At 67.2% G+C, this 18,205-nt stretch carries 20 protein-coding genes and 1 tRNA gene; 13 read left to right on the forward strand and 8 right to left on the reverse strand.

Annotated features, from left to right (window positions below):
• From AC13D8_RS19175 to AC13D8_RS19185, 3 genes are all read left to right on the forward strand, one after another.
• A partial coding sequence (locus AC13D8_RS19175; protein ID WP_482967379.1) for an EF-Tu C-terminal domain-related protein occupies positions 1-145 on the forward strand: 145 nt, incomplete at its 5' end.
• A gap of 289 nt (positions 146-434) precedes the next feature.
• Positions 435-1,289, forward strand: a complete 855-nt coding sequence (locus tag AC13D8_RS19180) for an HTD2 family dehydratase (protein WP_482970167.1) — start codon at positions 435-437, stop codon at positions 1,287-1,289.
• Positions 1,286-2,524, forward strand: coding sequence for a CoA transferase (locus tag AC13D8_RS19185; protein WP_482970168.1), 1,239 nt, complete (start codon positions 1,286-1,288; stop codon positions 2,522-2,524). The genes AC13D8_RS19180 and AC13D8_RS19185 overlap by 4 nt, the downstream gene beginning before the upstream one ends.
• Positions 2,525-2,838: 314 nt before the next feature.
• Here AC13D8_RS19185 and AC13D8_RS19190 read toward each other — a convergent pair whose 3' ends face one another.
• From AC13D8_RS19190 to AC13D8_RS19225, 8 genes are all read right to left on the reverse strand, one after another.
• Positions 2,839-3,900 carry a quaternary amine ABC transporter ATP-binding protein gene (locus AC13D8_RS19190; protein WP_482970351.1) on the reverse strand — a complete coding sequence of 354 codons (1,062 nt, stop codon included), beginning with the start codon at positions 3,898-3,900 and terminating at the stop codon, positions 2,839-2,841.
• A 14-nt stretch (positions 3,901-3,914) separates the two neighbouring features.
• Positions 3,915-4,955, reverse strand: coding sequence for an ABC transporter permease (locus AC13D8_RS19195; RefSeq protein ID WP_129431628.1), 1,041 nt, complete (start codon positions 4,953-4,955; stop codon positions 3,915-3,917).
• Between the two features lie 97 nt (positions 4,956-5,052).
• Positions 5,053-6,015 (reverse strand): ABC transporter substrate-binding protein, encoded by a 963-nt coding sequence (locus tag AC13D8_RS19200; RefSeq protein WP_129431627.1) that lies wholly within the window; start codon positions 6,013-6,015, stop codon positions 5,053-5,055.
• A gap of 53 nt (positions 6,016-6,068) precedes the next feature.
• Positions 6,069-6,782, reverse strand: coding sequence for a DUF3726 domain-containing protein (locus tag AC13D8_RS19205; protein ID WP_482970169.1), 714 nt, complete (start codon positions 6,780-6,782; stop codon positions 6,069-6,071).
• Positions 6,782-8,437, reverse strand: coding sequence for a hypothetical protein (locus AC13D8_RS19210; RefSeq protein ID WP_482970352.1), 1,656 nt, complete (start codon positions 8,435-8,437; stop codon positions 6,782-6,784). The genes AC13D8_RS19205 and AC13D8_RS19210 overlap by 1 nt, the downstream gene beginning before the upstream one ends.
• A gap of 20 nt (positions 8,438-8,457) precedes the next feature.
• Positions 8,458-9,465, reverse strand: a complete 1,008-nt coding sequence (locus AC13D8_RS19215; protein WP_482970170.1) for a membrane dipeptidase — start codon at positions 9,463-9,465, stop codon at positions 8,458-8,460.
• Positions 9,462-10,913, reverse strand: a complete 1,452-nt coding sequence (locus AC13D8_RS19220) for an aldehyde dehydrogenase family protein (RefSeq protein WP_482970171.1) — start codon at positions 10,911-10,913, stop codon at positions 9,462-9,464. The genes AC13D8_RS19215 and AC13D8_RS19220 overlap by 4 nt, the downstream gene beginning before the upstream one ends.
• 27 nt (positions 10,914-10,940) lie before the next feature.
• A complete protein-coding gene (locus AC13D8_RS19225) occupies positions 10,941-11,942 on the reverse strand; it encodes an Ldh family oxidoreductase (protein ID WP_482970172.1) in 1,002 nt (333 codons plus the stop codon).
• Between the two features lie 100 nt (positions 11,943-12,042).
• Here AC13D8_RS19225 and AC13D8_RS19230 point away from each other — a divergent pair, with 100 nt between their 5' ends.
• From AC13D8_RS19230 to rplL, 10 genes are all read left to right on the forward strand, one after another.
• A complete protein-coding gene (locus AC13D8_RS19230) occupies positions 12,043-12,957 on the forward strand; it encodes a LysR family transcriptional regulator (RefSeq protein ID WP_482970173.1) in 915 nt (304 codons plus the stop codon).
• Positions 12,958-12,972: 15 nt separating this feature from the next.
• A tRNA-Trp gene (locus AC13D8_RS19235) sits at positions 12,973-13,048 on the forward strand.
• A gap of 100 nt (positions 13,049-13,148) precedes the next feature.
• Positions 13,149-13,856 carry an FkbM family methyltransferase gene (locus tag AC13D8_RS19240; RefSeq protein WP_104017435.1) on the forward strand — a complete coding sequence of 236 codons (708 nt, stop codon included), beginning with the start codon at positions 13,149-13,151 and terminating at the stop codon, positions 13,854-13,856.
• 138 nt (positions 13,857-13,994) lie between these two features.
• Positions 13,995-14,624, forward strand: coding sequence for a hypothetical protein (locus AC13D8_RS19245; protein ID WP_482970174.1), 630 nt, complete (start codon positions 13,995-13,997; stop codon positions 14,622-14,624).
• A 76-nt stretch (positions 14,625-14,700) separates the two neighbouring features.
• Positions 14,701-14,898 (forward strand): preprotein translocase subunit SecE, encoded by a 198-nt coding sequence (secE, locus tag AC13D8_RS19250; RefSeq protein ID WP_482970353.1) that lies wholly within the window; start codon positions 14,701-14,703, stop codon positions 14,896-14,898.
• A 204-nt stretch (positions 14,899-15,102) separates the two neighbouring features.
• The gene (gene nusG, locus AC13D8_RS19255) at positions 15,103-15,636 is read left to right on the forward strand and encodes a transcription termination/antitermination protein NusG (RefSeq protein ID WP_104017438.1); all 534 of its coding nucleotides are present in this window, start codon (positions 15,103-15,105) and stop codon (positions 15,634-15,636) included.
• Positions 15,637-15,744: 108 nt separating this feature from the next.
• Positions 15,745-16,170, forward strand: coding sequence for a 50S ribosomal protein L11 (gene rplK, locus AC13D8_RS19260; protein WP_104017439.1), 426 nt, complete (start codon positions 15,745-15,747; stop codon positions 16,168-16,170).
• Complete coding sequence (gene rplA / locus AC13D8_RS19265) at positions 16,170-16,868, forward strand: 50S ribosomal protein L1 (protein ID WP_129431618.1); 699 nt, start codon at positions 16,170-16,172, stop codon at positions 16,866-16,868. Before rplK ends, rplA begins: the two co-directional genes overlap by 1 nt.
• A 255-nt stretch (positions 16,869-17,123) precedes the next feature.
• Entirely contained in the window at positions 17,124-17,642 is a 519-nt protein-coding gene (gene rplJ / locus AC13D8_RS19270; protein WP_129431617.1) for a 50S ribosomal protein L10, read from the forward strand.
• A gap of 72 nt (positions 17,643-17,714) precedes the next feature.
• The gene (gene rplL, locus AC13D8_RS19275) at positions 17,715-18,095 is read left to right on the forward strand and encodes a 50S ribosomal protein L7/L12 (protein WP_104017442.1); all 381 of its coding nucleotides are present in this window, start codon (positions 17,715-17,717) and stop codon (positions 18,093-18,095) included.
• Positions 18,096-18,205 lie beyond the last annotated feature (110 nt).

Raw genomic sequence — 18,205 nt, forward strand, 5'->3', positions numbered from 1 at the left:
CACGGAAATGGTGATGCCCGGTGACAACCTGAAATTCGCTGTCGAGCTGATCGCCCCCATCGCCATGGAAGACGGCCTGCGCTTCGCCATCCGCGAAGGCGGCCGCACCGTCGGCGCCGGCGTCGTCAGCAAGATCATCGAGTAATTCGCCAAGCCTGGCGAAAGGATTGAAAAGGGCGCCCCCGGGGCGCCCTTTTTGCGTGGCTGGGGCAACATGCCGCGCCCGCTGGCACGCGGGCATGCGCGGGACGCCCGCCGCTATTGGGGCTGCTCTGGCCCGCGTCGGGCCGGGATTGGCCAATGATTTCAACGCCTGTGTGGGCTTTCTGCGCGTGCGAAGCCGCTGTTGCATACAGCGGTATCCAGTTAACTACTTGAAATATTGACTTTTTTCCGGGATCGGGCAGGCTTTGCCCCCGGGAGGATCGTCACAGATGAGCGCAGGTGAACATGCCGTCTTTCAAGGGCGCACCGAGAAGAAGTCGGGCAGCATCACGCCGGTGCAGGCCGCGCAGTTGCACGCGACGCTGGGTGATGCCGACCGCCCCGCGCCGGGGCCGGGAGAGGACATGCCGCCGCTGTGGCACTGGTGCGCGTTCAACCCCACCACGCCGCTGGCCGGTCTCGCGCGCGATGGCCACCCGGTGCCCGGCGGGTTCCTGCCGCCGGTGCGGCTGGCGCGACGGATGTGGGCGAGTGGCTCTCTGAGGTTCCTCGCCCCGCTCAGGGTGGGCGAGGCGCTGCGGCAGCAGTCGCGGCTCGCGCGGGTCGAGGAGAAGGAGGGCCGCACCGGCCCGATGGTGCTGATCACGGTGGAGCACGAGGTGTCGGGTGCGCGGGGGGTGGCGATCAAGGAGGTGCAGAACATCGTCTATCTCGACATCCCCGAGAGCTTTGCGCCGCCACCCAAGAAGCCGATGCCCGGCAGCCCGTCGCTGAGCGAGACGCGCATGTTGAGCGAGGCGCTGCTGTTTCGCTACTCGGCGCTCACGTTCAATGCACATCGCATCCATTACGACCTGCCCTATGCAAGGGAGGTGGAGCATTATCCCGGCCTCGTCGTGCACGGGCCGTTGCAGGCCACATGGCTGATGGAAATGGCCTGCCGGGCGCGGGGGCGGTGCCCGTCGGCGTTCGAGTTCCGGGCGGTGCATCCGATGCTGCTCGCCGGTGGGCGAGCGGCGCAGGTCATGGCCGAGGAGGCGGAGGCCGGTGCGCTGCGGCTGATCACGGGGCAGGACAATCATCAATGCACGCAGGCCACGGCGCGCTGGGAGGAGACGGCATGAGCGGGGTACTGAACGGTATGCGCGTGGTCGAGGGATCGGCCTTTGTCGCGGTGCCGCTGGCGGGCATGACGCTGGCGCAGATGGGGGCCGAGGTGATCCGCTTCGACCGGATCGGCGGCGGTCTCGATGCCGGGCGGTGGCCGCTGGCGCCAAGCGGGCAGAGCCTGTTCTGGGCCGGGCTCAACAAGGGCAAGAAGTCCATCGCCGTGGACATGCAGCGGCCCGAGGGGCGCGAGCTTGTGACAAGGATCATCACGGCGCCGGGCGGGGATGCGGGGATGTTCCTGACCAACCTGCGGGTGCGCGGATGGATGGATTACGAGACGCTGTCGCAGTACCGTGCCGACCTGGTCATGGTGACGCTGATGGGCGACCGGCGCGGGCGGCCGCAGGTGGATTACACGGTCAATCCGTCGCTCGGCGTGCCGGACATGACCGGCCCGGTCGGCTGGACCGACCCGGTGGCCCACGCGATGCCCGCCTGGGATGTGGCGGCGGGGCATCTGGTGGTGTCGTCGCTTCTGGCGGCAGAGCGTGAGCGGCTGCGGCGCGGGCGCGGGCAAGAGGTGGAACTGTCGCTCAAGGACGTGGCGGCGGCCACCATCGGGCATCTCGGGCTGATCGGCGACGCGGCGGTGAACGGGTGTGACCGACCCAAGGCGGGTAACGCGCTCTACGGGGCCTACGGGCAGGATTTTGTCTGCGGCTGCGGGCGGCGGGTGATGGTGATCGGGCTGACGTCGCGGCAGTGGCGCGGGCTGGTCAAGGCCACCGGCAGCGAGGCCGCGATGGCGGCACTGGCCGAGCGGACGGGGCGCGACCTGTCTGACGAGGGCGCACGGTGGCAATTGCGCGCCGAGATCACTGCGATCCTTCGCCCGTGGTTCGCCGCGCGAAGGGTGAGCGATTTTGCCGCCGATTTCGATGCGGCGGGGCTGACATGGTCGGTGTTTCGCACGGTGCGCGAGGCGCTCGACGAGGATGCGGACCTCGGGCCGGAGAACCCGATGTTCTCGGTGCTCGATCAGCCGGGTTTGGGGCGGTTCCCGGTGCCGGGGCACCCGGCGGCGTTTTCCGCGCACGCGCGCGCCGCGCCCGCCCCTGCGCCCGCGCTCGGGGCCGATACCGAGGCGGTGCTGGGCGACGTGGTGGGGATGTGCGAGACCGAGATCGCGCAACTCTTCGACAATGGCGTGGTGCAGAGCCCGCGTTACTCGGCGGCGGCGGCGGGGTGAGGGCAGGGGTTGGCCTGGAACTGCCATACGCATCGTGCACCCGCGCGGGACAAGGCGCGTTTACGCGCCGCCGCGCAGCGCCCGACCGCCCCGTCGCACCGGAGGTGCGCCGATATCGGCGGCACGCCTCTGGCGTGACGGGCGGGCGCTTCTGCAACGATACAAATAGCGGTGATTTCTGAAGTATCTTGCACCATAAATCGCACAGCACGAGCCAAACTGCGCCCACCCGGCGGTCGGGCGCAGCGCAGCTCATCGTGAAATGCCCAACGACGGTTCCAGGCTATTCTCGCCCGTCGCCCGTGCACCCCCCGTCACACCGCGCGGGCGCGCATGCCGTCATCGGCGGCGCTGGTGGGGACAAGCGCGCGCACGAGGTCCTGCATGTCGAGGACGCCGACCTGCCGACCCTCGCGCATGACCCGGTAGCTGAGCGCGGTATCCCCGCCCGAGACCGCGATCACCGATTCCAGGGTGTCGTCGGGGTCCACCTCTCCGGCGAACGGCCCCTCGTCCGTCGCGTCCTTGGTCATGACCGAGCGCACGCGCAGCACGCGCGCGCGGTTGATGTCGCTGATGAAGTCGACGATGTAGGGGTCGTTGGGGTGTAGCAGTATCTCCTGCGGTTCGCCCTGCTGGACCACGCGGCCATCCTTGAGGATGACGAGGTGATCGGCGAGTTTCAGCGCCTCGTCGAGATCGTGGCTGATGAATACCACGGTTTTGTGCAACTCTGCCTGCAACTCGAGCAGGAGATCCTGCATGTCGGTGCGGATGAGCGGGTCGAGCGCCGAGAACGCCTCGTCCATCAGCATGATGGGCGAGTCGGAGGCCAGCGCACGGGCGATACCCACGCGCTGTTGCATCCCCCCCGAAAGCTGGTGCGGATACTGCCCGCCCTGGCCGCCAAGGCCCACGCGATCGAGCCACTTGAGCGCGTCGTCCTGGTAGTCGGCCCGGCTCTCGCCGCGCACGGCGCGGGCCATGCCGGTATTTTCCAGCACGGTGCGGTGCGGCAGGAGTGCGAAATGCTGGAACACCATCGACATCTGCTGACGCCGCAGCCGCCGCATGTTGCGCTCGTCATAGGCGAGCACGTCCTCGCCATCCAGGAGAATCTGGCCCGCGGTCGGCTCGATCAGCCTGTTGAGGTGGCGGATGAGCGTCGATTTTCCCGAGCCCGACAGCCCCATGATGACGGTGATCTCGCCGTCCTGCATGTCGACATTGATGTCCTGAAGGCCCAGAACGTGGCCGTGCTTTTCCCATAGCTCCGGCTTGCCCACGCCCGCGTGGACATGCTCGAGCGCGCGCGCCGGATCGGGGCCGAAGATCTTGTAGAGATTGCGGATCGAGAGCTTGACGTGTTTTTCCATCGGTGCGGCCCCGTTCATGAGTTTCTCTGCACGGCACTTGCGGCATTGACGCGGGCCAGCGCCGCCTTGGTCACCCGGTCGAGGATCACTGCCAGAAGCACGATGCCCAGACCGGCAATCAGGCCCACCCCCAGCTCAAGGTTGCGGATGCCGCGCAGGACCAGCACGCCGAGCCCCGGGGCCGAGACCAGAGAGGCGATGACCACCATGGCAAGGCTCATCATGATGGTCTGGTTTACCCCCGCCATGATGTTGGGCAGCGCGAGCGGGATCTGCACCCCGTAAAGCTTTTGCCGCTTGGTCATGCCAAAGGCGTCGGCGGCCTCGATCACCTCCTTGTCCACAAGCCGGATGCCGAGATCGGTCAGGCGGATGACCGGCACGATGGCGTAGAGGATGATCGCGATGCCGTAGAGCTTGGGTTCGGTCACCGAGAAGAGGAAGATCAGGGGAATGAGATAGACGAAGGGCGGCAGCGTCTGGAGCATGTCCAGAACCGGGATCGTCAGGCGCTGCATCGTGTCGCTGCGCGACATGGCGATGCCTATGGGCACGCCGAATAGCACGCAAAGGAAGGCGCAGACGAAGATGATCGCCAGCGTCTGCATGGCGAAATTGTAGTGGTCGATGAACGCGAGGAAGAGGATCGAGAAGGCCACGAAACCGACGAGTTTCAGCGATTTCGAGGCGAAATAGACGACCGCGAGCAAGAGCGGGATCATGATGAACCACGGCGTGTTCTGGAACGTGTAGAGTGCGCCCTCCAGGAACCAGCTCAGCGGTTGGGTGATCGGGTCGAGCACGACCTTGAGCGAATCCTTGATGTCGAGAAAGCCGGTCTCGACGCCCTTGGTCACGTCGCGGGTGCGGGCGATGGCCGGGCAGGCCTTGTTGAGCGCGTCGAGGGAGGGGAAGGGTAGTTTCCAGATGGAGGTACCCGCGCCCCCGCCCCCCTGCGCCAGCAGTTCGGCCATGCTCATCGGGGCGTCGGAGGCGTCCTTGTCGCACCATTCCCGCAGGCCAAGCCCGTCGAAGATGAAATCATATGTCGCCATTGTCCGGCTCTCCCTGCGCAGGCCCTTGGCGGGCCTTGTCCTGTTTGTTGGGCGGGCGGGGCCGCGCGCGTGGCACGGCCCCGCCCGAGGGTATCGATCACTTGATGATGCCGCTCAGCTTCTCGCCGGCCTCGTCGTTCACCCAGCCCATCCAGGTGTCCTTGTTCTGGGTCAGGTAGTAGACGGCGGCCTCTTCGGCGGAGGCGCTGTTATCCGCCTGCCATGCCAGCAGGTTGCTCAGCTCCTGGGTGCCGAAGGAGATGTTGCTGACCAGGTCGAAAATCTCGGGGTTGCGCTCGGCGAAATCCGAGGTGACGACGGTCAGAACCGGTGCCGCCGGGTAGGCCGACTTGCCCGGATTGTCGCAATCCTGCGTCTGGTTGCAGGCGTGCACCTCGGGGATATGCGGCCCCATGTCCACGGCCACCATGTTGTAGCGGCCCAGCACGGCGGTCGGCCCCCAGTAATAGCCGAACCACGGTTCCTTGTTCTCGTAGGCCGAGGCCATCGCGGCGGGCAGCGTGTCGCCAGAGCCGTGGTTGAACACCTCGATGCCGTGGCCCTCGAAGTCGAACGCCTTGACGAGGTTGTCATTGGCGATCCGGCAGCCCCAGCCGTCGGGGCAGTTGTGGAAACGCCCGCCGACCAGTTCGGGGTTGGCCAGAATGCCTTCGATGGTGGCGAGTTCCGGGTGCTCCTCCACGAGGTAGTCGGGCACCCACCAGTTCTCGCTGCCGCCTTCGGAGAAGACATCGGCGGCCTTGAGTACCTTGCCTTCTTCGTTGAGCTTGAAGTAGGCAGGGGCCGAGTTGACCCACAGTTCGGGCACCACGTCGGGCTCGTTGTTCTCGGCCAGCGAGGTGATGGCGGTGGTGGTAGCCGAGGGCACGAGCGTCACGTCGCAGCCATAGCCCTGGACCATCAGGAACTCGGTGATCTTGGTGATGATCGAGCCGGAGGCCCAGTTCATTTCCGCCACGGAGACCTCGCCGCATTCGGCATGGGCCGCGACCGGCGCGGTCAGCGCGCCAAAGGCCAGTGCAAGTGTCAGTTTTCTCATGGTCTTACTCCCTGTTGAGTGGGTTGGTTGATGGTCGATCGTCGGAATGCGGGTCAATCATTGTCGTCTCCCGCGGCACCGGCCCCTGCACGCGATTGCGGCGAGGGCGGAACGGTGATGCGCAGCGCCAGGGCGTCGAGCGCCTGCCAGTCCCCGAGGGCGACGGCCGTGACGGTCGCGGCCTCGTGGCGCGTGGCGCCCGGCGGGGCCGGATCATGTTTGGGCGCGATGGTGATGACTGTCGCCTCGCGATGGTCTCGCTCGGGCATGGCGAAAGCCGACATGCGGCCCGCTGCGTCGAACAGCACCTCGAAATCAGCCCAACCGATCGAGAGCCCGAGGTCAAGCCGCCCGGTCGCCCGCGCCACGAAGGGCAGGGTGACGAGCGGGTGCGCCACACGCTCCACGATCAGGGCCCCGTCCCCCGGTCCCTCGGGCAACCCGGCGAAATCGGCGAGGGCTGCGCCGGTGCGCAGGGGGCAGTGGGCGTGCGCCCGCGCCGCCCAGCGACCGGGGGACGGGGCCGGGCGGGCCAGCGTGGCCGCGTCTGCGAGCCATTCAAGGATGATCTTCGGCCCGGAAAGCCCTGCGCGCGACAGCCACGCGGCGGCCCATCCGGCCTCCTCTGCCTCGCCCCAGCCGAGCCCCGCGCCGCGTGCCGCCTTGAAGCACAGCGCGTTGATTTCCGACAGCGACAGGCGCACCGTCGCGGCCTGATGCCCGTCCGGGGCGGAGGCGCTGCGCGTGGGATCGTTGGGCGGCAGCATCACGGTGCGTCCTCCCGGTGCAGATCGTCGGGGTAGGGCGCGTCCTGGAACAGGCTGATGCGCACCCAGCGGTCCGAGCGCGGATCGAACCGCGTCGCGCCGAAGAACGCCAGCTTGCAGCGCAGAAGGTCGATGGGCAGCATGTCCGCGGCGATCAGGTTGTCGCGGATCTCGGCGAAGGGGTGGCGCGCGGTGATTTGCGCGCGGCGCGTCATCAGGCGGTGTTCGGGGTGGGCGAGAAGGAACCGCGCCAGCGGGGCGTCAGCGGTCTCATCTTGCAATGCCTGCCAGAGTGCTGCGGCCTGCCGCCCGGTATCGAGCGGCAACTCGCGGTCTGCGCCATCCTCGTTGCGCCGTTCGCCAAGGCGCGGCTCCAGCTTTTCCTCGGAGATGTACCAGAAGCGGGCGCAGTGCGCGGGATCGCTGTAATCGGTGTGGATGGCCCAGTCGTAATGCTCTTGCAGGATGGCGCGCAGATCGGAGACGGGCATGGTGCCGTCGATGCCGAAATGCGCCTCCTCATCGGCCTGCATACACGCGCCCAGCCCGTCGATCAGGTTGCCATGCGGCTCCAGCATCGCCGCGAGCAGGGCCTCCTGTGCCTCCATCGGCAGGTGCGCTTGCGCCCAGCGCCAGAGCGTGTCCCAGGGGTGGGCGGCGGCAGTGTCCCATTCGGTTGCGACGAATTTCTCCAGCCGCGCCAAGCCGCCCTGCAGATCGCCGAGCTTGGTTTGCTGAACGGGGTGCGCGCTTTGCCAGTCGGTGGCGTTTTGCACCGCCGCCGCGAGCGCCGTGTGAAAGCCGGCAAGTGTCGCCGCGTCCGCAGTCTCTTGCGCGCGCACGCGGGCCAGCGCCTCCTCGCGGGCCATCATCCAGTTGTTGAGCAGCACCGGGTGCCGCACGAGGAAGGGGGCCATGCCGAGGCCGGTGGAATTGCCCACCCCCAGCCTCCGGCGCAGGTCGGGGCGCAGGCGCACCGCGCGGTCGCCGCCGCGGGCGCGGGCCAGGTGCTCGACCAGGTCGGTGGTAAAGGCGCGGGTCAGCCAGACGGACAGCATCTCGGCCTGGAACGGGGCCGAGAGCGCGGGGCGCCCGGCGATCATCGCGCGGTCAGCAGCGCCGAACTTGCCCGAGCCGTAGACGGCGGTGGTGCGCATGAGATAGCCGGTCTCGCGCAGCATCGTCTCGTCCGGCTGCCGCCCCGTCGCCAGCCGCTCGACCACATGGTTGAAGAGCCGAACCGACCGGTTCGCGCGGCTGAGCGACAGCTCTCGGGGCGTGACGCGCCCGGCCTCCTGCAGCGGCACGTTGGCCGCGAGCCGGTCGAGATCATCGGCGTCCGGTGTGCCGTCGAACAGCGCGAAGGTCGCGTCCCAAGCGGTGGCGATCACACGGTCGGAGCGTTGGTCGGCGGGCAGGTCGTGGCCAAAGGCCACGAGGCTGAGATCGCCGCCCGGAGTGCGCATCAGGTAGACGGCGCGACCCACGCCGCGCGCGTCCATGTCCCATACGGGGCGGTCGAACGCCCAGCCCTCGGCCTCGACCCGGCGCAGCAATTGGCGCAGGAACGAAAGCCGCGTCGGGTGGCTGCATCCCATCCGGTCGAGGCGCATGACCTGCGCGGGGGAGCGCCGGAACGCCGCCGCCTGCGGCATGGGGTTGCGGCGCTCGCAACTCACTGCGCGGCCTCCCTGTGGCGGGGGGCAAGGCTGCCGAAGCTCTCGGCGAAGAAGCGTGCCCAGTTGCCGCCCATGATGCCCGTCACCTCCGTCTCGCTCATGCCGGTGGCGCGCAGCCCTTGGGCGATTTGCCCGAAATCGCGATTGTCGCGGAACCAGTCGGGCATGGGCGGAAAGCCGGGATTGTCGGCGCTGCCCTCGCCGAAGTCGCGGCGTTTCGTCCAGCGGCCCGCGCGCATCCAGTCCACCACGCTGTCGGGTTGATCCTGGCACAGGTCCGACCCGATGCCGACGCGGTCGGTGCCCATCCGCTCGGCGGTGCGTGCGACCATCTCGCAAAACTCCGTGAGCGTGCAATCGCCGCCGCCCTTGAGGTGATGGGGGTAGAGCGAAAAGCCTAGCATCCCGCCGCTTTGCGCCAGCGCGTCGAGCACGCGGTCGGACTTGTTGCGCAGGGCGGGATGCCAGCTTGCGGGGTTGGCGTGGGTGATGGCGATGGGGCGGGTGGAGTGCTCGATGGCCTCAATCGTGGAGCGCTCGCCGGAATGGCTCATGTCCACGACAAGCCCGACGCGGTTCATCTCTGTCACCACCTCGCGGCCCATGCGGGTGAGGCCGGTATCCTCGGCCTCGTAGCATCCCGTCGCCAGAAGCGACTGGTTGTTATAGGTCAGTTGCATGAAGCGCAGGCCCAGCCGGTGCAGCACCTCGACAAGGCCGATATCGTCCTCCATGCAGGAGGGATTCTGCGAGCCGAAGAAAATCGCGGTGCGATTGGTCGCTTGGGCCAGCGCGATGTCATCGGCGGTGAAGCCCTGGAAGATCAGGTCGGGGTAGCGCTCGAACCAGCGGTTCCACGCCTCGATGTTGAGCACCGTTTCGCGGAAATTCTCGTGGTACGTGATGGTGACATGCACCGCATCGACATTGCCCGCGCGCATCTGGCGAAAGATTGTCTCTGACCAGTTGGCATATTGCAGGGCGTCGATGCGGGGCGGTGTCATGCGGGCACCCCCGAATGGATGTAGGACGTCTTGACCGTGGTGTAGAATTCCTGCGCCAAGCGGCCCTGTTCGCGGGGGCCATAGCTCGACGCGCCACGCCCGCCGAAGGGGACGTGGTAATCGGTGCCGGCGGTCGGCAGGTTGACCATCACGCAGCCCGCGCGCGCGTTGCGGCGGAAATGCGTGGCGCGGGCGAGCGAGCGGGTCATGATCCCCGCGGTCAGGCCGAATTCGGTGTCGTTGGCCATGTGCAACGCCTCGTCATAGCTGCCCGCCTTGAGGATGCAGGTGACGGGCGCGAACATTTCCTCGCGGTTGATGCGCATGGCGTTGTCGGTGCCCGCGAACACGGCGGGGGCCATGTAATAGCCGTCGGTCGGGCGCTCCAGCCGCGTGCCGCCGCAGAGAAGCTCTGCGTCCTCGGACTGGCCCAGCCTGATGTAATCGAGATTGCCGCTGAGTTGCCCCTCGCTGACGACCGGGCCGATCTGCGTGCCCTCCTCGAGCGCGTGACCGACCTTGAGCGCCTGCGTGGCGGCCACCAGCTTCTCGACGAAGGCGTCGTGGATGCCGTCCTGCACGATCAGCCGCGAGGCGGCGGTGCATTTCTGCCCGGTGCCGCCAAAGGCCGCGTTCGCGGCATGGGCCACCGCCAGATCGAGATCGCAATCGTCGCAGATCACCATCGGGTTCTTGGAGCCCATTTCCATCTGGATTTTCGTCATGTTGACCATCGCCGCCGCGGCGATGCCCCGGCCCACGGGGACCGAGCCGGTAAAGCTGATGGCGTCCACGCCTCGGCTCTCGACGAGGCGTTGCCCCATCTCGCGGCCCGGTCCCATGACGAGGTTGAAGAGGCCCTCGGGCAGGTCCTGCCGCGCGATGATCTCTGTCAGTGCCACGGCGCTGGCGGGTGTCTGGTTGGCTGGTTTCCAGATCACGGCGTTGCCGAAGGCCAGCGCGGGCGCGATTTTCCATGCGGGGGTGGCGATGGGGAAATTCCACGGGCTGATGATCGCCACCACGCCCACCGGTTCGCGGCGCACGTCGATCTCGATGTCGGGGCGCACGCTGTCGGCGGTCTCGCCCAGTTGGCGGAGCGCCTCGGCGGCGAAATAGGTGAAGAACTGCCCGGCGCGATAGGTCTCGCCCTTGCCCTCGGCCAGCGGTTTGCCCTCTTCGCGGCCGATCATGGCCCCGATTTCCCCGGCGCGGGCCATCAGCTCGGTGCCGATGGCCATCAGCACGTCGTGGCGTTTCTGCGGGCCGGTGGCGCCCCATTGGGCCTGCGCCTTGCGGGCCGCAGAGAGGGCGGCGTCGAGCTGCGCCGCGTCGGCCTGCGCGTAGTGGCCGATCATATCCGAAAGGTCGGACGGGTTGCGATTCTCGACGGTGCCTGCGCCGTCCTGCCAGTCGCCTGCGATGAAATTGCGGGTCTCGTTGGTCATGCTCGTCCTTTTGGTTGTCGCGGGGCCTCAGGCCGCCGCGATCCGGTCCAGTAGCTCTTGTGGTACGGCGACGCCCTCGGTCTCGATGCGGGCGCGGTTGGCGGCGCGGCGGGCGCCGGGTAGTCGGGCGCCATCCTGTTCGGCGATGCTTTGGGCCAGCCGGGTCATGGCGGGTCCGAAGGCGTCGCCGGAGAAGGGCGCCGGGTCCACCGCGATGAAAAATTGCCCGGTGCCGGGCGGCCCGCCCTTGGGGCCGGAGAAGGGGCTGGCGTCGAGGCCGAGATTGCCCCCGGAGAGGGCGGCGGCGAATATCTCGACCATCAGCCCCGCGCCGAAGCCTTTTTGCCCGCCCGCGGGGCGCATCGAGCCCGCGAGCGCGGCCTCGGCGTCCTCGGTCGGGTTGCCGCTCGAGTCGAGCGCCCAGCCTGGCTCGATCTTCTCGCCCCGGCGCGCGCGCAGCACGATCTCGGATTTCGCGATGGCGCTGGCGGATTGGTCGATGACCAGGCGTGCGCCGCCCGCATCGTCGGGCACGGCGAGGGCGAAGGGGTTGGTGCCTATCACCGGGCGGTGGCCGCCGGTGGGGGCCATCGAGGCGGGGGCGTTGGTGAAACAGAGGCCCACCAGCCCGTCCCCGGCCAGCCGCTCGGCATGGTGGCCCAGCACGCCGCAATTGTAGGAGCGGTGCACGGACATCGCCGCGATGCCCTGATCGCGGGCGGCAGCGGTGAAGGCGGGCCAGCCCGCGTCGATGGCGGCATGGGCAAAGCCGTGCGCGGCATCGACCCGCACCGCGCCGGGGCGGGGCTGTGTGAGCTGTGGCTCGGCGTCGCCCAGAACCTTGCCGCAGCGCAGATGCTCGGCATAGACCGGCACGTACATGAGACCGTGACTGCGGATGCCGTCGCGTTCGGCGAGCCGGGTGGAGCGCGCGACCGGGGCCGCCTGCGCGGGTGAGGCGCCCGCGCGCAGGAGTGCGTCGCGCGCCAGGGTTTCGATGGTGTCGAGATCCAGATGCTGTGCCGTCACGCGGGCCCCCCTTTGCAACGACCCGAGAGTGTGGAGGGGGAGAGATAAGGTCAATCGAATTTAACTTGAATGAAGTTCAGTTAATCTGAAATATGGGTGCATGATCGGCATCACCTCCCTGCGCGTTTTCGTGCATGTCGCGGATTGCGGCAATATCCGCGACGCGGCGGCGCGGCTCTATCGCACGCCCTCGGCGGTCTCGATGACGCTCAAGAGCCTTGAGCAGGACCTGGGCGCGCCGCTGTTCGAGAGCGACCGCAAGAATCGGCTGACCGCGCTGGGCGCGGAGGTGCGGGGGATCGCGGCGGAGATGCTGCGCGAGCACGACCGCGCGCTGGAGCGGGTCGAGGCGGTGGCAACGGGACGGCAGGGGCGGCTGCAACTGGCGTCGGTGCCCTCGGTTGCCGCCGAACTGCTGCCGGGGCTCCTGGCGGAGTTTCTCGATGCGCGGCCCGGGGTGACGATCGAACTGGTCGATACCGACAGCCGCAGCGTGCACGCGATGGTCGCGGATGGCACGGTCGAGCTGGGCATCGCGGGTGTGGCGGCCCCCGCTGCGGGGCTGAGCTTTGCGCCGCTGTTTCGCGATCCGTTCCGGCTGGTTTGCCGACGGGGTCACAAGCTGGCGGCGCGGGCGCACCCGTTGGGCTGGACCGATCTCGCGGGGGAGCGGATCATCGGCAACAACGCCGCGGCGGCGATCATGGCGGACGAGTACCGGGCGCTGGTTGCCGCCTCGACGCTGCGGGCGCGCAACGTCATTTCGCTCCTGGCGCTGGTGCGGGCGGGGGCGGGGGTGACGCTCTTGCCGCAGCTGGCCACGGTGTCGCTGACGCCGGACCTGGTGGCGCTGCCGCTGGCGGATCCGGCGGCCGAGCGCGAGGTGGGCGTGGTGCTGCGAGATGGGCGCAGCCCGAGCCCGGTCTGCCGCGCGTTTCTCGGCGGTCTGACCGAGGCCTGCCGCGCCCCGATTTCCGCCGCGCGCCCGCTTGACGGAGCGAACGAAAGACAATAACACCGCCGCCACGATAGGGGTATAGCTCAGCTGGTAGAGCGACGGTCTCCAAAACCGTAGGTCGCGGGTTCGAACCCTGCTGCCCCTGCCATTTCCTCCCGCTCTCGCATTTCGCCGCGCTACGGCTGCGCTGGCTTGTGCGCGTGGGGCCGATTGGCTAAACGGCCCGTATTCTCATCCCGGGGCCGCCCATGAAACAACTGTTGAAGCGCGCCATTCCCCATTCTTTGCGGCGGCGTGTCCACGAGGGCAAGCGCACCCACATGCGCGCGGCGATGAAGCGGATCGCGGGGCGCGGCGGGCTCGACATCGGGACGGTGATCGACGTGGGGGCCTCGGACGGGCGCTGGTCGGCGCAGGCGATGGAGTATCTGCCCCCCTGCGATTACGTGCTGGTCGAGGCCAATCCGCACCATCGCCCGGCGCTGGAGGCGTTCTGCGCCACCCATCCGCGCACCCGTTTTGTTATGGCGGCGGCAAGCGACCGGGCGGGCATGGTGCGCTTCAACGCCGACGACCCGTTCGGCGGCAAGGCCGAACCCGGCGAGGGGCAGGCGGCGCTCGAGGTCGAGGCGGTGCGGCTTGACGACGTGGTGAGCGCGGGTGACGGGCCGTTCGCGATCAAGCTCGACACGCATGGCTACGAGGTGCCGATCCTCGAGGGGGCCGAGCGGTGCCTGAAAGAGGCCGCGCTGGTTATCATCGAGACCTACGGCTTTCGCATCGCGCCAGAGGCGCTGCTGTTTCACGAGATGGTCGCGCTGATGCGCGAGCGCGGCTTCGGCGTGGCCGACATGTCCGATCCGCTGTGGCGGCCCGGCGACCGGATGTTCTGGCAGGTGGACCTGTATTTCCAACCGCTGACGCGCCCGGAATTCGCGCGCGCGACCTATGCCTGAGACCGCCGTGGACCGGCCCACGATCGTGGAGAATACGTCTAAACTGTGGTGAAGATGCGAATCTCCACAGTTTTGACCCATGTTTGCCACGTTTGCGCCACATTTGCGCCCCATCCACGCCACCAATCGGCATGGGCCTTGCGCTATATGCTGATCCGCGTGGGGGCGTGGAACGGGATGAAGAGTGCTGCCGTCATGACATATCGCATGGAATCGGGGACCGCCCCTGCCGACCATTTCGCTGCCGGTCTCGAGGAATACGAGGGCCGGACGCCCGAGGACGCGGCGACCACGGAGATCGCCGTGCGCAACGCCATGCACACCATCGAAAAGCTGATGCGCGAGGACCGCAAGCGCCGCGTGCGTGCGGGGCTGCCCGAACTCGTGCTGCCCGACGAGATCGCGGCGGAGCAGCAGGCGCACGCGCGGCGCAGGTCGGGAATTCGAAAGACGGCGCGCGTAAGCGACACGCTGGCGCGGCTGCGGGCATGGCGGCCCGGGCCCGTGCACGCGGCATGGGCCGCGGCCTTCCTGGCGGTGCTCGTGTGGCCGCAGGGGGTGCTTGTCGCGCTGTTCGCGGCGTTCGTGATCTGCCTGGCCTGCGTGGCGCTGTTCGGCCCCGAGATCCTCGAACGGTCGCGTGAACGCGCGGCGCGGCTGTTTGCGCGGCGCGACGATGTACGTGGCGCGCGCGGGGGCACCGGTGATGAAGAGATGCCCGAGGCGCGCCCCGATCCGTTCGACCGGCTGCACGACCTGCGCGGCTGAGGCGGTGCTCTGCCCTTGAACTCGGCGCGTGGTCCGCGTATGTCGCGCCATGACGATTTCAGGAAAGACCGTGCAGATGGCTCAAACCAACCCGCTCCAGTTCATTCAGCAGGTCCGCTCGGAAGTGGCCAAGGTGGTCTGGCCCACCCGGCGCGAGGTGCTTCTGACCACTGTGATGGTGTTCATCGTGGCGACGCTGACGGCGATTTTCTTCGCGCTGGTCGATCTGGCAATCCGCGGCGGGTTGCAGGGCATTCTGGGGATATTCGGGTGAGCGATCGTCGCGAGGGGCGTGTCGGCGGCGAGAAAGGCCTTGAAATCAGCACGAAACGGGGATAGTTCGCCCCACACTCCGGATGTTGGCGCGCGGCGATTCGTGTTGCGCGCCGCTTTTCATTGTGGGGATGGCGGCTGCAGCCGCTTGAAAGTTCAAGGAAACACGGCGCGAAGCCGGTGAATACAAGGGCATGGATCGGCGATGGCAAAGCGGTGGTACTCGGTGAGCGTTCTCTCGAATTTCGAGAAGAAGATCGCCGAGCAGATCAGGCAATCGGTCGCCGATACCGGTCTCGAGGACGAGATCGACGAGGTTCTGGTACCCACAGAGGAAGTGATCGAGATCCGCCGCGGCAAGAAGGTCACCGCCGAGCGGCGATTCATGCCCGGCTACGTGCTGGTGCACATGGAGATGTCGGACCGGGGCTATCACCTGATCAACTCGATCAACCGGGTTACGGGCTTTCTGGGACCGCAGGGCCGCCCGATGCCGATGCGCGATGCCGAGGTGAACGCGATCCTCAACCGCGTTCAGGAAGGCGAGGAGAGCCCGCGCACGCTGATCCATTTCGAGATCGGCGAGAGGGTCAAGGTCAACGACGGCCCGTTCGAGGATTTCGACGGGATGGTCGAGGCAGTGGACGACGACAACCAGCGTCTGAAGGTGTCGGTGTCTATCTTTGGCCGGGAGACGCCGGTCGAACTGGAATTCACGCAGGTCACCAAGCAGACCTGACGATGTGAGCCGTGGGAGGCGAGGCGGCCGCGGCCGCCGGACCGGACCACACAACGCAAGAGCCGGAGGGGCGCGCCCCGACGGTGTTGGAAGCGAAGGAGAGGCCATATGGCCAAGAAACTGATCGGGAAGCTCAAGCTGCAGGTGAAAGCCGGGCAAGCCAATCCCAGCCCACCCGTCGGCCCGGCACTGGGCCAGCGCGGCATCAATATCATGGAATTCTGCAAGGCGTTCAACGCGCGTACCGCGGACATGGAGCCCGGTGCGCCGTGCCCGACCGTGATTTCCTATTACCAGGACAAGTCGTTCGACATGGAGATCAAGACGCCGCCGGCGTCGCATTATCTCAAGCAGGCGGCGAAGCTGAAATCCGGCGGCAAGACCCCGGGCCGTGCCACCGCGGGCACCGTGAGCACCAAGCAGGTGCGCGAGATCGCCGAGGCCAAGATGCAGGATCTCAACGCAAATTCTGTCGAGGCGGCCATGCAGATCATTCTGGGCAGCGCGCGCTCCATGGGCATCGAGGTGAAGTGATGGCAAAGCTTGGAAAACGTACTCGCGCGCTGCGCGAAGCTGCCGCTGGCAAGGACAATCTCAGCGTCGAGGACGCGGTCGCGCTCATCAAGGGCAACGCCACCGCGAAATTCGACGAAACGGTTGAAATCTCGCTGAACCTGGGCGTCGACCCGCGCCACGCGGACCAGATGGTGCGCGGCGTCGTAGGCCTGCCCAACGGCACCGGCAAGACGGTGCGCGTGGCGGTCTTTGCCCGTGGGGCCAAGGCCGAGGAAGCACAGGCCGCGGGCGCCGACATCGTGGGTGCCGAGGACCTGATGGAAACCATCCAGGGCGGCACGATCGAGTTTGACCGCTGCATCGCCACGCCCGACATGATGCCCGTCGTGGGCCGTCTGGGCAAGGTGCTGGGCCCGCGCAACCTGATGCCGAACCCCAAGGTCGGCACGGTGACGATGGACGTGGCGCAGGCCGTCAAGGACGCCAAGGGCGGACAGGTGCAGTTCAAGGCCGAGAAGGCCGGTGTGGTGCACGCGGGCGTCGGCAAGGCGTCGTTCGACGCCGAGAAGCTGGCCGAGAACGTGCGCGCCTTTGTCTCTGCCGTGCAGAAGGCCAAGCCGGCGGGGGCCAAGGGCACCTACGTGAAGAAGATCTCGCTGTCGTCCACGATGGGCGCGGGCGTGTCGATCGACATCAACAGCGCCGCTGTTGAGTAAGAATTCGCGCCCGGATCGGTGATCCGGGCCGAATGGCGGGGCCGTATCCCGGCCCTGTCCTGTCCGAGACGGAGGGTTCATCGCAGCCGCGGTGAATAAATCCTTCCCGAGATGGGGAACGAGATGAGATTTCCGGCGGCGGCATTCGCTCTCGGGTGATCTTGGCCTCGGGACCCTGACATTGGACCCGAACGCCGCCCCGTGGAGGGTGGCACAACTGAGCCGGGGGGAAACCCCCAGATTTGGAGTGAAACTGTGGATAGAGCCCAGAAAGAGAAAGTGGTCGATGAACTCGGCCAGATCTTCGAAAGCTCTGGCGTCGTGGTGGTTGCCCACTACACGGGTCTGACAGTTGCCGAGATGCAGGATCTTCGTGCCCGTGCCCGTGCGGCCGAGGCATCGGTCCGCGTCGCCAAGAACAGGCTCGCCAAGATCGCCCTTGAGGGCAAGCCGTGCGCAAGCATTGCTGACTACCTCTCGGGCATGACCGTGCTGACCTTTTCCGAGGACCCCGTGGCAGCAGCCAAGGTGGCCGAGGATTTCGCCAAGGATAACAAGAAATTCGAGATCCTTGGCGGGGCAATGGGCAGCACGGCTCTGGACCGTGCCGGTGTCGAGGCCACGTCGAAACTGCCGTCGCGCGATGAGCTCATCGCGACGATTGCAGGCATGATCGGCGCACCTGCCTCGAACATCGCGGGGGCCATTGGCGCACCTGCCTCGAACATCGCGAGCATCCTCTCGACGATCGAGGAACGGGCCGAAGCGGCCTGAGGCAAACTGTCAAACGCGTGTGGGGCGGTGCCCCGACGTTGGAACACATCTAGATACGGAAAGAGCTGAACAATGGCTGATCTGAAAAAACTCGCGGAAGAGATCGTCGGTCTGACGCTTCTCGAAGCACAAGAACTGAAAACCATCCTCAAGGACGAGTACGGCATCGAGCCCGCCGCCGGCGGCGCGGTCATGATGGCCGGCCCCGCAGGCGACGCCGGTGGCGAAGCCGCCGAGGAGCAGACCGAATTCGACGTGATCCTGAAATCGGCCGGTGCGTCGAAGATCAACGTCATCAAGGAGGTCCGCGCGATCACGGGCCTTGGTCTCAAGGAAGCCAAGGACCTCGTCGAGGCCGGTGGCAAGGCCGTCAAGGAGCAGGTCTCCAAGGACGAAGCCGAAGAGATCAAGGGCAAGCTGGAAGCAGCCGGCGCCGAGGTCGAACTCAAGTGATCGCCGCACAACGTGTGGCATGACCATAGGCTGGGCCCGGAAAATCCGGGCCCGGCCGAACCTGTCTCAGAGAGGCCCTGGCCGTGCCGGGGGTTCTTTCAGGCGAGGTT

It is taken from the genome of Roseovarius sp. B-10 (genome assembly GCF_056859295.1).